The 14520-nt window shown below is 70.1% G+C and carries 15 protein-coding genes; 8 read left to right on the top strand and 7 right to left on the bottom strand.

Features of this window, described 5'->3' with window-relative positions:
- Both IEZ09_RS12255 and IEZ09_RS12250 read right to left on the bottom strand, forming a co-directional pair.
- The gene (locus IEZ09_RS12255) at nucleotides 1-420 is read right to left on the bottom strand and encodes a DUF6069 family protein (RefSeq protein WP_189253769.1); all 420 of its coding nucleotides are present in this window, start codon (nucleotides 418-420) and stop codon (nucleotides 1-3) included.
- A 23-nt stretch (nucleotides 421-443) separates the two neighbouring features.
- Entirely contained in the window at nucleotides 444-1154 is a 711-nt protein-coding gene (locus tag IEZ09_RS12250; RefSeq protein ID WP_189253768.1) for a Crp/Fnr family transcriptional regulator, read from the bottom strand.
- Between the two features lie 138 nt (nucleotides 1155-1292).
- Between IEZ09_RS12250 and IEZ09_RS12245 the strand changes: the two genes are divergently transcribed.
- The gene (locus IEZ09_RS12245; RefSeq protein ID WP_189253767.1) at nucleotides 1293-2213 is read left to right on the top strand and encodes a PucR family transcriptional regulator; all 921 of its coding nucleotides are present in this window, start codon (nucleotides 1293-1295) and stop codon (nucleotides 2211-2213) included.
- A 116-nt stretch (nucleotides 2214-2329) separates the two neighbouring features.
- Nucleotides 2330-3085 carry a PucR family transcriptional regulator gene (locus tag IEZ09_RS12240; protein WP_189253766.1) on the top strand — a complete coding sequence of 252 codons (756 nt, stop codon included), beginning with the start codon at nucleotides 2330-2332 and terminating at the stop codon, nucleotides 3083-3085.
- On the opposite strand, the gene IEZ09_RS12235 is transcribed toward IEZ09_RS12240, so the two are convergent.
- Entirely contained in the window at nucleotides 3079-3501 is a 423-nt protein-coding gene (locus IEZ09_RS12235) for a YciI family protein (RefSeq protein ID WP_189253765.1), read from the bottom strand. The two genes, IEZ09_RS12240 and IEZ09_RS12235, sit on opposite strands and share 7 nt — an antisense overlap.
- 119 nt (nucleotides 3502-3620) lie before the next feature.
- Here IEZ09_RS12235 and IEZ09_RS12230 point away from each other — a divergent pair, with 119 nt between their 5' ends.
- Both IEZ09_RS12230 and IEZ09_RS12225 read left to right on the top strand, forming a co-directional pair.
- Nucleotides 3621-4013, top strand: coding sequence for a CoA-binding protein (locus IEZ09_RS12230; protein WP_189253764.1), 393 nt, complete (start codon nucleotides 3621-3623; stop codon nucleotides 4011-4013).
- 80 nt (nucleotides 4014-4093) lie between these two features.
- Entirely contained in the window at nucleotides 4094-4990 is an 897-nt protein-coding gene (locus tag IEZ09_RS12225; RefSeq protein ID WP_189253763.1) for a ParB/RepB/Spo0J family partition protein, read from the top strand.
- A gap of 45 nt (nucleotides 4991-5035) precedes the next feature.
- Here IEZ09_RS12225 and IEZ09_RS12220 read toward each other — a convergent pair whose 3' ends face one another.
- Entirely contained in the window at nucleotides 5036-6136 is a 1101-nt protein-coding gene (locus tag IEZ09_RS12220; protein WP_189253762.1) for a helix-turn-helix transcriptional regulator, read from the bottom strand.
- 128 nt (nucleotides 6137-6264) lie between these two features.
- Between IEZ09_RS12220 and IEZ09_RS12215 the strand changes: the two genes are divergently transcribed.
- Nucleotides 6265-6846 (top strand): NUDIX domain-containing protein, encoded by a 582-nt coding sequence (locus IEZ09_RS12215; RefSeq protein WP_229812483.1) that lies wholly within the window; start codon nucleotides 6265-6267, stop codon nucleotides 6844-6846.
- Nucleotides 6847-7169: 323 nt separating this feature from the next.
- Here the strand turns inward: IEZ09_RS12215 and IEZ09_RS12210 are convergent, their stop codons facing one another.
- A complete protein-coding gene (locus tag IEZ09_RS12210) occupies nucleotides 7170-8129 on the bottom strand; it encodes a hypothetical protein (protein ID WP_189253761.1) in 960 nt (319 codons plus the stop codon).
- 242 nt (nucleotides 8130-8371) lie between these two features.
- On the opposite strand from IEZ09_RS12210, the gene IEZ09_RS12205 reads away from it, so the two are divergent.
- Nucleotides 8372-10195: a S8 family serine peptidase gene (locus IEZ09_RS12205; RefSeq protein ID WP_229812482.1), complete on the top strand. Its 1824-nt coding sequence runs from the start codon at nucleotides 8372-8374 to the stop codon at nucleotides 10193-10195.
- Between the two features lie 3 nt (nucleotides 10196-10198).
- Here the strand turns inward: IEZ09_RS12205 and IEZ09_RS12200 are convergent, their stop codons facing one another.
- Both IEZ09_RS12200 and IEZ09_RS12195 read right to left on the bottom strand, forming a co-directional pair.
- Nucleotides 10199-10819: an L-threonylcarbamoyladenylate synthase gene (locus tag IEZ09_RS12200; protein WP_189253760.1), complete on the bottom strand. Its 621-nt coding sequence runs from the start codon at nucleotides 10817-10819 to the stop codon at nucleotides 10199-10201.
- 19 nt (nucleotides 10820-10838) lie between these two features.
- Nucleotides 10839-12020 (bottom strand): zinc-dependent alcohol dehydrogenase, encoded by a 1182-nt coding sequence (locus IEZ09_RS12195; RefSeq protein ID WP_189253759.1) that lies wholly within the window; start codon nucleotides 12018-12020, stop codon nucleotides 10839-10841.
- A gap of 76 nt (nucleotides 12021-12096) precedes the next feature.
- Here IEZ09_RS12195 and IEZ09_RS12190 point away from each other — a divergent pair, with 76 nt between their 5' ends.
- Complete coding sequence (locus tag IEZ09_RS12190; protein ID WP_189253758.1) at nucleotides 12097-13743, top strand: glutamate--tRNA ligase; 1647 nt, start codon at nucleotides 12097-12099, stop codon at nucleotides 13741-13743.
- 45 nt (nucleotides 13744-13788) lie between these two features.
- The gene (locus IEZ09_RS12185; protein WP_229812481.1) at nucleotides 13789-14346 is read left to right on the top strand and encodes a hypothetical protein; all 558 of its coding nucleotides are present in this window, start codon (nucleotides 13789-13791) and stop codon (nucleotides 14344-14346) included.
- The last annotated feature ends 174 nt before the right edge of the window (nucleotides 14347-14520 follow it).

The following is a 14520-nucleotide window of genomic DNA, read 5'->3' as shown; positions in this document are numbered from 1 at the left end:
TTAGGCGGCAACGGGGGTGCGAAGGGGGAGAACGCGGTGGAAGATCGGGACGGCGACGGCGGCCACGACGACGTGCATGACCATCAACGCGACCACGCCGACCGGTGAGGCGCCCGGTAGGAAGAAGACCGGAATGTCGGCGAGGAGTGAGAGCGCGACCACGATCGGCACGAGCTTGCCGAGCGTGCGGGCGGGATCCTTGGCGCGCTTGCGAATGGACGCCCACGCGAACGCCGCGATGATCACCCCCAGCGCGGTCAGCACGACGTAGCCGCGGGGCAGCAGGCCCTGCACGACGTTCGGGTCGGCGCCGAGCGCCTGTGCCGCGAGGGACACGGCGGCGTTGCCGATCGACGCGATGACGATCGCGGCGGCCACTCCCAGCACGACCTTGCCCTTGCTGGTGTTCTCGGTTGGCATTGCTTCCTCGTTTCACTGACGGGTCAACGTGGGGCGGGAACGTGGGGCATGCCGACGCGCACCCGGCGGCTGAGCTGGGCGGGGTCGGTGAGGAAGATGCTCTTGCGCTCGATCGAGATCCAGCCGCGCCCGGCGAAGTCCGAGAGCGTCTTGTTGACCGTGTCGCGGCGCGCGCCGATGTACTGGCCGAGCTCCTCCTGGGTGAGGTCCTCGATCATCAGCAGGGCGCCGCGCCGGTCGCTGCCGAAGCGTCCCGCGAGGCGCAGCAACGCCTTCGCGAGGCGGGCGGGGGCGTCCATCTGCACGATGTCCATGCGCATCTGGTGCGACTCGCGCTGCCGGCGGGCGAGGCAGCCCAGCAGCCGTTCGGTGATCTCCGGGCACAACGCCAGCCACCGGATCAGGTCGGCCCGCGAGATGCGGCCGGCGTGGACGTCGGTGAGCGCGACCGTCGTCGACACCGACGGCGCCGCGTCGAACAGCGTCGGCTCCACCAGGACGTCACCTGCGCAGTGGAAGTCCAGCACCAGCTCGCGGCCGTCGGGGGACGTGCAGCAGGTCTTGGCCTTGCCCGCGCGGATCACGAACAGCTCGTCGGTGCGCACGCCCAGCCGCAGCAGCACGTCGCCGCGGCGGAACTCGACGGGCTCGAGGGCGTGCGCGAACTGGCGCCACACCTCGGGGGAGGGCGCGAGGACCGGCGGCCGCGGCGGGGCGAGCAGCGCAGGTGCCACTTCGGTCTCCATTCCGTGGGGCGACCGGACGTGCACCCGACGTTAGGGTGGACGACACTGGCGTGACGCTGGAAGACACCTGGGGGATTCCCTGGGCCGGTGCTGGTTTCCTCGAAGAGGGAAAGAGGGGAGGGACCCGTGCTCGTCGACGCCGGTCGCCTGCTGCACGAGGAGTTCCTCGCCGTCTACCGCGCGGCCGCCGCCGACGCCGACGGGTGGGAGGACGCGGCAGAGGCCGTCGCCCACCGCGTCGGATCGCGTCTCGTTTCGGCGAGAGTGCCCGTCGCCCAGGTGGTCGTCGCCCTGCGGTCCACCGACAGGTTGCTGACGGAAACCATGCTGGACGACGGCGGTGACGCCCGTGCGCTGGCCGCCGTGGGCACCGTGCTCGCCGCCGAGCTGATGTCCGCGTTCTGCGCGCAGGACGACGGGCTGGCGGACGCGCTGTTCGCCGGGGACACGCCGGACGACGCCGCCCCGTTCTACACCGTCGTGTCGGTGCGGGGAGTGGTGACGGACAGGGTGGTAAGCGCTTTCCGCAAACGTGGGCCGGTGTTCCCGGCAACGTCCGGGCACCTCCTGCTGCCCGTCGCCGAGGCGGTGGCGCTGCCGTTGTGCCGGGAGGTGCGCGAGGAGCTCGGCGGCGAGGTGTGGTTCTGCCTCGCGGAACGGCCCGCCGCGCGCGTCGCGTTGGCGCGCAACGAGGTTGACGAGATCGACGCGCTGGTCGCGTCGCTCGGGCGGCCGCCGGGCGTGTACCGGATCGACGACATGTTGTTCGAGAGCGCGGTGATCCGGACCCCGGAGGCGCGCGACGAGCTCGGCAGGGTCGTCGCGCCGTTGCTCGCGAACCCCGTTCTCGTCGAGACGGTGCTCGCGCTGCTCGAGGCGGACGGCAACCGGGCGGAAGCTGTCAAGAAGCTGTTCATCCACCGCAGCACGATCGACTACCGGTTGTGGCAGATCGAGCAGCTCACCGGGCTGAGCCCGGTCAACCCCCGTGACCTCGCCGTTCTCGGCACCGCGATCGCGCTGAGCCGCACGAACTCGCTCGGCTGAACGGATTCAGCGCTTTTCGGGTGAACGTTAAGGCTGGCTCAAGCCATCTGTGCCGACTGTCGACAGTTGCCTACCGTTTGCGGTGCGACACCGTGAGGCCCTCAGGGAGGCGACGCGTGACCACCGTTCTGGACAGCTTGCCGCTCAACGACGTGCTGCGTGACATCCTCAGCCCGTTCGACCTGCCCCCGGTGGAGGACGTGGCGACCCGCCGCCGGCTCGCCAGAACGCTGCTCTCCGGTCGCGACAACGGGTTCGAGGGGCTTGCTCTGGCTTACGCGGTGATCGCGTTCTGCGCGTCCACTGAGGACGGCGCCGCCGCGGTGCTGGACGCGGTGCGGGACAACGCCGAGGCGCTCGTCCTCGACGGCGTCCGCGGCGGGTACGTGCTGCTGCCGTGCGCGCAGGACCAGCACGCCGGACTGGCCAGGGAGCTGTACGACCGCGTCGGCGGCGACGTGTGGATGGCGGTCGCGTGGGCTCCCCGGCGCGACCTGGCGGCGGCGCGCGCGACGGCGCAGGACGTGCTGCGGATCGCCGCCGGCCGCGCGCCCGGCGTCTACGAGCTGCGCACCGTGCTGGCGGACTTCGTGGTGCTGCGCCAGCCGCACGTCGCCGAGCGGCTGGCCCGCATGATCGAACCCGTGGTGGCCCAGCAGCCGTTGCTGGACGCCTTGCGGGCGTTCATCGCCGAGGACGGCAACCGGGCGGCGGCGGCCCGGCGGCTGGACATCCACCGCAGCACCCTGGACCACCGCCTGCGGCTGGTCGAACGGCTCACCGGCTGCCGCCCGGCCTCACCGCGCGCGCTGCTCACGCTGAGCGTCGCGCTGACCGCCCACTCGTGCCCCGAGGTGCCGCTGCCTCACTGATTGCGGGCGGCGATCTGCTCGCGGAGACGGTCTTCCTGAGCCTTGATCTCGGGCGTGGTGACGTCCTCGAACGCCTCGGCGCCGTGAATCTGCCGGATCTCGACCTCGCCGCTGCGGAACGGCGCCTTCTTCAGCCACTCGACGGCGTCCTGCATCGAGGGCAGCTCCCAGATCCAGAAGCCCGCGATCAGCTCCTTCGTCTCGGCGAACGGGCCGTCGGTGACCGTCGTGGCGCCCTTGGCGTCGAACGCGACCCGCGCGCCCTTGGAGCTCGGGTACAGACCGTCGCCCGCGAGCATCACACCCGCCTTGACCAGCTCCTCGTTGTAGTTGCCCATCGCGGCCAGCTCCTCGGTCGTGGGCATGACGCCGTTCTCGGAGTCCTCGTTCGCCTTGACGATGACCATGAACCGCATCTCGATCTCCTCAGCTCCGGTGTCCGGGTGTCCGTTTCTACTCACGCGTCGATCGGCACGCCCGGCTTTCGACGAGCCGGACCGGAATGTGACCGGCGTCACGAGGTTAGTGTGGTCGTATGCGCGAAGACGTCGACTGGATCCTCGAGAACTGCCAGGTCTGGGCCATCGTCGGACTCTCGGACAACCCGTCCCGCGCGGCCCACGGCGTGGCCAGGTTCCTGCAGCAGCGCGGCAGGAAGATCGTGCCGGTGCACCCGGCGGCCGAGACCGTGCACGGCGAGCAGGGGTACGCGACGCTCGCGGACATTCCGTTCCCCGTGGACGTCGTCGACGTGTTCCGCCGCTCCGAGGACGCCGGCCGGTTCGCGGACGACGCCGTCTCGATCGGCGCGAAGGCCGTGTGGTTCCAGCTCGGCGTCGTGGACCACGAGGCGTACCGGCGGACCAAGGCCGCCGGGCTGCGGATGGTCATGGACGTCTGTCCCGCGATCGAGTGGCGCGCCGGTTGACCAAGTAGCTACTCTGCGGTTCGAGGTCTCCGGACACCTGGGGGTACTGGAGACACCAAGCCTGGGGGGCTTTGTTTCGCATGCTCGTCGACATCAACGTGCTGCAGCTCGCGGACTCGCCGCGACTCGGTGGCTGCAGCGAGGAGTTCGTTCGTTCACTGGCGTCCTCTGGAGCCGAACTCGCGCCGATCGTGGTGCACCGCGGTTCCATGAAGGTCGTCGACGGTGCCCACCGCCTGCGGGCGGCCGCGTTGCGCGGGTACTCCTCCGTCGAGGTCGAGTACGTCGACGGACCGGCCGAGGAGGTGTTCGTCCTGTCCGTGTCCCTGAACCTCGCGACGCTGTCCACCGCCGATCGCGAGGCCGCCGCCCGGCGGTTGCTGCGGTCGCGGCCGCAGTGGTCCGACCGGGCCATCGCCGCGTCCACCGGGCTCGCGGCCAAGTCCGTCGGGGTGCTGCGGCGTGCCGTGGGCGGGCGCGCCGCCAACCGCGTGGGGCGGGACGGGAAGGTCCGTCCGGTCAACTCGGCAGCGGGACGGCGGCTCGCCGGGGAGATGATCGAGGCACGGCCTTCCGCGTCGTTGCGGGACATCGCCCGTGCGGCGGGGGTGTCGCCCGGCACCGTCCGGGACGTCCGGCGCCGCCTGAACGCCGGGCTGGACCCCGTGCCGGAGCGGATGCGGGCCGCCGAGAAGGCCGACGCCGAGGTGCCGGCGGCACGGGCCGAGGTGCGGGCGCCGGCGTCGACCCTGCCGATCCTGCGGCGCGATCCCTCGCTGCGGTTCAACGAGCACGGGCGGCTGGTGCTGCGCTGGCTCGAGGCGCACGCGGTGTCGTCGGGGGAGTGGGCCGCGGTGGTGGACGGGGTTCCGTCGCACTGCCGGGAACTCGTCGCGGACATGGCGCGCGGATGCGCCGAGGTGTGGGCCCAGATGGCCGAAGCGCTGGAACAGGAAAGCCGGCGTCAGGCCGTGTAGCGGTGTCCTCGCTATTCCGCGCCGGGGCTGTTTCGCGCCCAGCGGCTACGAACAGGAGAACAGGATGTCGCTGATTTCCCCGGCCACCTCGCGTCCCGCCGCCGGACGCAGGCGGGACAACAGCCTGCTGAATGCCGTCAGGTCGATGTGCACGGTCGCCGACTGCACCTGACGGATGTCGTCGAGCAGGTCGGCGACGAGTTCGCACGCGTGGTCCACGTCGCCCGCGGCGGCGTGGGCCAGTGCGCGGCGCAGGCCGAAGCGGGTGCGGGCGCGCAGGCCCGACGGGGCGATCAGCGGCACCTGGGTGTCGAGGATCGCGGCGGCCTCGGCGTAGCGGCCGAGGTCGTAGAACGACCAGGCGCGGTGGACGGCCACCTGGTCCACCAGGCTCGTTGTGCCGTAAGGGGATTCCTGCACGGCCTCCTGCAGCTGGGCGGCCCGGTCGAGGGCCCGCTCGCACCGGTCCGCGGCGCCGGCGAGCGCGTAGCCCTGAGCTTCGCGCAGGGCCGCCGCCGACCTCATGGCGGGCGAGCTGGACTCGCCCGCGCGGCGGGCGAACGACACGGTGCCGCGGGCATCTCCCCGGTACAGGGCGAACTCGGCGGCACGGACCAGCGCCCACGCCTCCAGCTCCCGGTCACCGCCCTTCGCCGCGTACTGGACGGCCCGCCTGGTCATCTCCGCGGCGGAGGCGTCGTCGCCCCGTTCCTGCTCCATCCAGCCCGCGTACTCGGCGTACCGGGCGGCGAGCAGCCAGAGGCCGCGGCTCAGCCCGGGGTCGTCGGCGGAGCGGGCCAGGGAGCTCAGCACGTCCACCTGGGGCCGCAGGCTGACGAGGACGACGCCGGGGCTCAGGCGACGTCCCAGTGCGCGGTGGTGGTCGAACATCGAGTCGTAGGTGCGCAGGGCCGCGTGGTCGCTCGGGATCGGGCGGACCGGAGCGTCGGCGAGCTCGATCAGACGCCCGCCCGCCTGCAGGACGTCGTCGAGGATCTTCGCCATCTCCGGGTTGGGCCGGACCTGGCCGTTCTCGATCTTGCTCAGGTGGCCCTTGCTGTACGGAACGAGGTCCGTCAACCGGCTGAGTGAGAGCCCGCGCTCGTTGCGCAGGCGGCGAACCTCCTGGGCGAACGTGGGTGACAACGGCTTCACCCCCTCCCCGGTAGTGTGTCCGGGCCCAAACGCCTGGATACCGGATGTCCACTATTTGGCAGGAGATTGACGATCAACTGGAACTAACTGAAGCGGTCGGCGATGGTTCCATGTGAGTCATGGTGATGACGTGCTCCGACGAGGCGGCTGGTGTGGTGGTGGTCTGGCAGCGCTTGGCGACCAACGTGGTGCACCGGTCCCCGTGGTTCGAGGTGCGCGCGGACGACGTCGTCAGGCCGGACGGCGGACACAGCACCTACACCCACGTGGTGGCACCGGGATCGGTGACGGTCCTGGCCATCCAGGACGACGACCACGTGGTGCTCACCCGGCAGTGGATCTACACGCACGGCGGCACCGAGTGGCGGCTGCCCGGCGGCGCCGTCGACGACGCGGACGCCGACCCGCTGGCCGCGGCACGGCGTGAGCTCGCCGAGGAGACCGGTCTCAGAGCCGAGAAGTGGGAGCGGCTCGGCCAGATCCACGGCGCCGACAGCCTCAGCAACCACGTCGACCACATCTTCCTCGCGACCGGCCTCACCCAGGGCGAACCCGACCTCGGCCCCGGCGAGGCCGACCTGCGCGTGCGGACCATGCCGTTCCACCACGCGCTCGACCTCGTCCAGCAGGGCATGCTCCCGCACGCCGGCAGTTCGCACGCGCTGCTCGTGATGGCGCTGCGCCGCACGGCCCAGAAATAGCCGTTTCCAGGGTTTCCTGATTTCAGAGGAAACAGGAAACCCGTTCTCATTCGACTGGCGGAAAGCCACTCTTGGTGCATCGGCGAGAACTTCAGCCCGAAAGCCAGTCAGAATGAGAAGGTGAATTTCTCGATGAGAATGATCTGCTCACTCGCCACCGTCGTGAAGGTTGCCGCGATCTGCCTTTTCGTGGGATTCGTGGTCGGCAGCTTCTTCACGATCTCGGTGATCTGACCCGACTTCGGACTGCGGTTCTCCCTGATCCACACACAAAGGGAGGTGTCAGTCGTGGAACCGCATTTCGCCATTGACATGCTGATCGGCTAGGCCCGTGGCGTCCACTGAACGCCGTAACCGCGGCCCTGACGAGGATGTGGGAACGACACGTCGATCTCACCGATCTCGTCGATGGGCAGCTTCTTCGGCCAGGGCGTCAGGTCGTCGGTGTCACGTGCCAGGGCCTCCTCGACGGCCCACACCGACTCGGGCAGGTCCTCCCGGTCGAACCGGACCCTCAGCCGGAACGACTCGCACATCCGCTCCGGCCAGAACACGTAGGTCGGACGCATCGACTGTCCCCGCGGCACTTTGACCTCGAGTGCGAACTGGTGCGTTTGTCCTGTGTTGAGGGGTCGGGGCAACCGCAGCTTCATGAGGAAGCGCCGCGGGGACGGACGCTCGTGGCCGATGAGCTCGACCCCGTGCAACACCTCCACGTCCAGGTCGCCAGGCGCGCCGTCGGGCGTGGGGGAAGGGATCGTGATGGACCACGCGATCTCGTTGACACCATCGGTGTCGGCCACGACGGTCCGGCGTTCCGTGCACGCGGGCGTCGGGCCGTCCAGCTTCAGCAGCGCGTCGAACTCCTTGACGTGCCAGAGTTCCGACGGCGTCACGTGCGCCGTCGACGGTGCCGGCTGCAGCGCCACCTCCACCAGGCGCTGCAGTCCGGCCTCCATCCTCCTGCGCACCGTGCGCGCTCCGCGGTCCTGTTGCTTCGCGAGCCACTCGATGCGTTCGTTGAGGAACCGGAACTGCGCTTCCTCGTGCAGTCCGAGCGGCGCCAGAACGGCGTTGCGCACCTCCGCCGGGAAAGCGCGGGCCGCGTTCGCCACCCAGTCCCGCAGTTTCGTTCGCACGGCTTCCGCGCCGTCGGACTCGACGATGCCGCACACCTGGCGCAGCGCAGGCCCGACGTGCACGTCGATTCCCGGAGTCTGCACCCCGCGCCCCCGGCACAACGTGCGCAGTTCTTCCATCAGCTGCTCAGGTGAGACAGGCATCCGTCCTCCGCGCGGAAATGCTTTGCCGGGCTTGTCGGGCCCACCTCGCCCGACGTTACTCCGGATGCACCATCCGGGTGAATGTGAATATCGGCGGCCAAAGGGATTGTTCTACACCCCCGGTCAAGATGATCACCGCCGTTCGACTGATGTTCTGACCTGGTGTTTCGCGGTAACGTGCTGGTCACGGACGGTGACTTCCTCCGGTCACCGTCGACCCCTGCCGATCTGGAGGTCCATTCGTGCTGCGCACAATGTTGTCGGCTTTGTCCGCGTTCGCGCTGATCAGCGGCGTTCCTGCCGTCGCTGCCCCGGCTGAGAACGCCTACCTGCTGCAGTTCCGCACCACCCTGTCCGACGCCCAGCGCCACCAGCTCAAGGGCCTCGGCGTGCGGCTCGGCGCGTTCGTCCAGGACCGCACCTACGTCGCCCGCATGACGAGCACCGCGCGCGTCTCGCGGCTGAGCTACGTCCGCGAGGTGCGTCCGTTCCAGGCCCAGCCGCAGATCATGGCACTGGGCGGCTCCTCCGGCTACCTGATCACGCTGGCCGAACAGGACTCGCGCGACCAGCAGACCGTCGCAGCCGAGGTGAAGTCCCTGGGCGGCGAGGTGAACGTCGTCTCAGCGAGCCGTGAGCACATCCTGGCCACCCTGGACCCGGACCAGGCCGCGCGGCTCGCGAAGCTGCCCGCCGTGATCGCGATCGACCCGGTGTCGGCGCCCGAGACCGACATGGCGATCTCCCGCGAGTCGAGCGGTGCCAACCACGTCGAGGTCGCGGGTGGCTACCGCGGCCAGGGCGTGCGGGGCGAGGTGATGGACGCCGGATTCCGTCTCACGCACCAGGAGTTCCGCGCCCGTCCGCCGGTGCAGCACACCGCCATTTCCGAGAACTCGCACGGGACCTCGACGTACGGGCAGATCTTCGCGTCCGGCGTCTCGGCCGCGCACCGCGGCGTGCTGTCCGAAGGCCAGGGCATCGTGGCCGTCTACAGCAAGGTCGATGACCGGTACGCGCACACCAAGCAGCTCGTCGACCCGGCAGGGCGGTACCGCGCGGTGTTCCAGTCGAACAGCTGGGGTGGCTCGCTCACCACGTCCTACACGTCGGAATCACAGCAGATGGACCGGATCGTGTTCGACCACGACATCCTGATCTGCCAGTCGCAGAGCAACACCGGCACCCGTTCGTCGCGTCCGCAGGCGTGGGCCAAGAACGTGCTGTCGGTCGGCGCCCACCGGCACTACAACACCTTGTCGCGCACCGACGACAAGTGGGCGGGCACGGCGTCGATCGGCCCTGCCGCCGACGGCCGCATCAAGCCGGAGCTGTCGAACTTCTTCGACCTCATCGACACCACGACGTCCGGCGGCGACGCCGCCTACACCTCGACCTTCGGCGGCACGTCCGGCGCCACGCCGATCACCTGCGGCAACGCGGGCCTGATGTTCCAGATGTGGGCGGACGGCGTGTTCGACGGCGGCCCCGGCAAGGCCCGTGACGTCTTCGCGTCCCGCCCGCACGCGGCGACCGCGAAGGCGCTGCTGATCAACGCCGCCGACCAGTTCGCGTTCACCGGCACCACGCACGACCTGACGCGCACGCATCAAGGCTGGGGCACCGTGTCGGTGCGCAACCTGTACGACCGCGCGAAGGCCGGTGGCTGGAAGCTGCCGGTGCTGGTGAACGAGACCGACCTGGTCACCACCGGGCAGACCCGCAAGTACACGGTCACGTCCACCGGCCAGACGCCGCTGCGGGCCACCTTGGCCTACACGGACCCGGCCGGGTCGCCGACCGCGGCCAAGGCGATCGTGAACGACCTGTCGTTGAAGGTCACCGCGCCCGACGGCACCGTCTACTGGGGCAACAACGGCCTGCTCGCGGGCAACTGGTCCACCCCGGGCGGCACCGCGAACACCATCGACACCGTGGAGAACGTGCTCGTCCAGGCACCGGCGGCGGGCACCTGGACTGTCGAGGTCGTCGCGACCGCGGTCAACGTGGACGGCCACGTCGAGACGGCCGCGACCGACGCCGACTACGCGCTGGTCGTGTCGTAGCGGTTATTCGAACCGGGCCGGGTCGCCCGCGCCGTAGCGGATGATCTCGGCCTCGCCGCTGGAGAAGTCCACCACCGTGGTGGGCGTGGTGCCGCACTCGCCCGAGTCGAGCACCGCGTCCACCACGTGGTCGAGCCGTTCCTTGATCTCCCAGCCGTCCACCAGCGGCTCGGCCTCGTCCGGCAGCAGCAGCGTGGACGTGAGCAGCGGCTCGCCCATCGCCTCCAGCAGCGCCTGCGTCACGACGTGGTCCGGGATGCGCGCGCCCACCGTCTTCTTCTTCGGGTGCATCATGCGGCGCGGCACCTCCTTCGTCGCGGGCAGGATGAACGTGTAGTTGCCCGGCGTGGACGCCTTGATCGCGCGGAACACCGCGTTGTCCACCACCACGAACTGGCCGAGCTGGGCGAAGTTCTCGCACATCAGCGTGAAGTGGTGCTTGTCGTCCAGCTTGCGGATCTCGCGGATCCGGTCGATGCCGTCCTTGTTGCCCAGGCGGCAGCCGAGCGCGTAGCAGGAGTCGGTCGGGTACGCGATCAGGCCGTCCTCCTGCAGGATCCGCACGGCCTGGTCGATGGCGCGCTTCTGCGGGTTCACCGGGTGGACGTCGAGGTACTTGGCCATGCGGGGCAGGATAGGCCGATCAAGGTTTGAGCAGCACTTTGACCATGCCGTCGGCCTTCTTCTGGAACGTCTCGTACGCCTTGGGCGCGTCCTGCAGCGGTAGCCGGTGCGTGGCGAAGTCGTCCACGCCCAGCGGGTCGTCGTCCGTGAGCAGCGGCAGGATCTCCGGAACCCAGCGCCACACGTTGGCCTGACCCATCCGCAGCTGCAGCTGCTTGTCGAACATCGTCAGCATCGGCATCGGGTCGGCCATGCCGCCGTAAACGCCGACGATCGAGATCGTGCCGCCGCGCCGCACCATGTCGATCGCGCTGTAGAGCGCCCGGAGGCGGTCGATGCCCGCTTCCTTCATGAACTTCTGCGCCATCGCGTCCGGCAGCAGCCCCGTGAGCTGCTGGGCGATCTTGGCCGCCGGCGCGCCGTGAGCCTCCATGCCGACCGCGTCGATCACCGCGTCCGGGCCGGGCCCGGTGGTGATGTCCCTGACGACGTCGGTGAGGCGCTTGCCAGCGCCGCGCAGGTCGATCGTCTCGACACCGCGTGCCTTGGCCCGCGCGAGCCGTTCCGGCACGAGGTCGATCCCGATGGCCCTGGCGCCCCGGTGCCGCGCGATGCGGCAGCACATGTCGCCGATCGGGCCGAGGCCGAGGACGGCGACGACGCTGCCGTCCCGCACGTTCGCGTACTCGACGGCCTGCCACGCGGTGGGAAGGACGTCGCTGAGATAGACGAACCTGTCGTCCGGCGGCCCCTCCGGCACCTTGATCGGCAGCGTGTTGCCGAACGGGACCCGCAGGTACTCGGCCTGCCCGCCGGGAACCTGGCCGTAGAGCTTCGTGTAGCCGAAGAGCGCGGCACCGGACCCGTGCTCGCGGACCTGCGTGGTCTCGCACTGGCTCTGCAGCCCCTGGTTGCACATCACGCAGGAGTTGCACGAGACGTTGAACGGGATCACCACCCGGTCGCCGGGCTTGAGGTTCGTGACGTTCGCACCGACCTCCTCCACGATGCCCATGGGTTCGTGGCCGAGGATGTCGCCCTCGGTGAGGAACGGCCCGAGCACCTCGTACAGGTGCAGGTCCGACCCGCAGATGCCGCTCGACGTGACCTTGACGATGACGTCTTCCGGTTCCTTGAGCGCCGGGTCCGGCACGCTGTCGACCCGGACGTCGCGTTTGCCGTGCCAAGTGACTGCCTTCATGCCCAGTGGCGTTCCCCGTCCCCGCACGTTGATAACCTGGGGAGACTTCTTTCCCCGGTTTTGGAGACCCTCAGCGATGCTCGACCGTGCCGTCGTCGACGCCCTGTTCCCCTCGGACCTGCCCGAGCCGTCCTTCTGGGAGGAGCAGTACCCGCCGCGACAGCTGCCGGAGGGCGCGAAGGTCACCCGCCTGGGCCCGTCGCCGACCGGTTTCCTGCACATCGGCGGCCTGTACGTCGGCATGATCGACCGCGACCTCGCGTCCCACTCCGGCGGTGCCTACATCGTGCGCGTCGAGGACACCGACCAGGCGCGTGAGGTCGAGGGCGCTGTCGACCAGTTCAACCGGGCGTTCAAGTACTTCGGGATCGAGCCCGACGAGGCCGACTCCGTGGGCGCCTACGGCCCGTACCACCAGTCGCAGCGCGAGCAGATCTACCTGACCTACGTGCGCGAGCTGCTGCGCCAGGACAAGGCGTACCTCTGCTTCGCCACGAAGGAAGAGCTCGCGGACATCACCGCGCGCCAGCAGGCCACGAAGCTCCCCACCGGCTACTACGGCCGCTGGGCGATCTGGCGCGACAAGACGGCTGCCGAGGTGCAGGAGGCTCTCGACGCCGGTCGCCCGTACGTCGTCCGCTTCCGGTCGCCGGGCAAGGCGGGGGAGCGCACGTCGTTCGTCGACGCCATCCGGGGTCCGCTGGAGCACGAGGCCAACCGCAACGACGTGGTGATCCTCAAGGCCTCCGACCAGTCGCCGCGCCTGCCCACGTACCACTTCGCGCACGCCGTCGACGACCACCTGATGCGCGTGAACCTGGTGATCCGCGGCGAGGAGTGGATCTCGTCCGTCCCGACCCACCTGCAGCTGTTCGACGCGCTGGGCTTCGAGCGCGTCCAGTACGCCCACATCGCGCCGCTGATGAAGCAGCAGGGCGGCTCCCGCCGCAAGCTGTCCAAGCGCAAGGACCCCGAGGCGTCCGTCGAGTTCTTCATCGAGGCGGGCTTCCCTGCCGAGGCCGTCCAGTACTACCTGCGCGGCCTGGTGAACGCCCGCCTGGCCGACCTCCCGCTGGCCGAGGCCCTGGCGTCGCCGATCTCGCTCGCCGAGTGCGGCGTGGCGGGCCCGCTGGTCGACCTCGTGAAGCTCGAGGACATCGCCGCCGACTACGTGGCCACCCTGTCCGGCGAGGAGATCATCGACCGCATCTCGGCATGGGCAGCCACCTACGACCCGGAACTGGTCACCGTGCTGTCGGCCGAGCGCGACGCGGCCCTCGCGGCCCTGCAGGTCGAGCGCGGCCCCGAGGTCGCGAACCCGCGCAAGGACCTCCGCAAGTGGTCGGACTTCCGCGCGGCCTACGGCTTCTTCTTCCCGTCGCTGTTCACCCTGGTCTCCGACCGCACCGACGAGCGCCTCGGCGGCCTGCCCCCGGAGCTGATCTCGGCCTTCGCCGCCGACTTCGCCGACGGCTACGCCGACCTCGAGGACGGCCAGGAGTGGTTCGGCCAGATCCGCGAGCTCGCGGGCAAGCACGGCTTCGCGCCGAACCCCAAGGAGTTCAAGAAGAACCCGGACGCCTACCCCGGCTCCATCAAGGAGGCGGCCCAGCTGATCCGCGTGTCGCTGACCGGCTCGACCCGCAGCCCGGACCTCCACGCCGTGGCCCGCACCCTGGGCAAGGACGAGGTCCTGCGCCGGGTGCGCGCCCTCGCCGGCTGATCTGGTGACGGCCCCCGGTTCGCTCCGGGGGCCTGTTTTCCGGCTGTGAAGGACTGGCTGACCGACAGGGCGCGGGAGTTCGCCTCGCTGCGCGGCACCCACGTCGAGTCGTGGGTGGGCGTGGAATGGGCGCTGCGCGAGGACGTGCCCGGCACCGGCCCTCAGTTCCACGACCCGTCCGTGCCGTTCCTCCAGCTGTGGGGCCTGCAGGCCGTCCTGGCCGACGGCCAGGGCGTCAGCGTCGGCACGTACCAGCACGACACCGACTTCGGCCTGTGGATCGACCCGTGGGCCGACTTCCGCGGCAAGCTCCAGGACGAGCGGCTGTGGACCGGCAGCACCCGCTGGCGAGCGCTGACCGAACTGCCCACCGGCCACGTCGACGAGGTGACCGTCGTCGTCGACGAGGGCGTGCTGGCCGAGGTGCTCCTGCGGATCGCCGGGCGCCCGCTGCTGCTGATGGCGGGCGAGGCGTCCGAGACGGAGGAGGGCGGCCTGACGTTCCTCCGGCTCGACGAGTCGGTGCTGGCGTTCACCGACCCGGCCGCGGCGGACCTGATCCCCTGGAACCCGCCGCGCCAACGCCTAGCCCAGACCCCCTGACAGCGCCTGGACACCCCGGTGTCGACCCGGCCGCCGCCAGGCAACCACCCGGTCGGCGTGGCCCGGCTGCGCGGCCCGGCGGCCGACCGGACCACAGTGCCCCCGCCCGTGCGATGCCAGGACGAGGCCCGATCGGGTACCGGAACAAAGTCGTGAGAGCGTTCCCATTGACGC

The sequence above is a fragment of the Lentzea flava genome (genome assembly GCF_014648475.1).
GTDB classification, from domain to species: Bacteria; Actinomycetota; Actinomycetes; order Mycobacteriales; family Pseudonocardiaceae; genus Lentzea; species Lentzea flava.
This window is presented reverse-complemented; position numbering and strand designations above follow the sequence as displayed.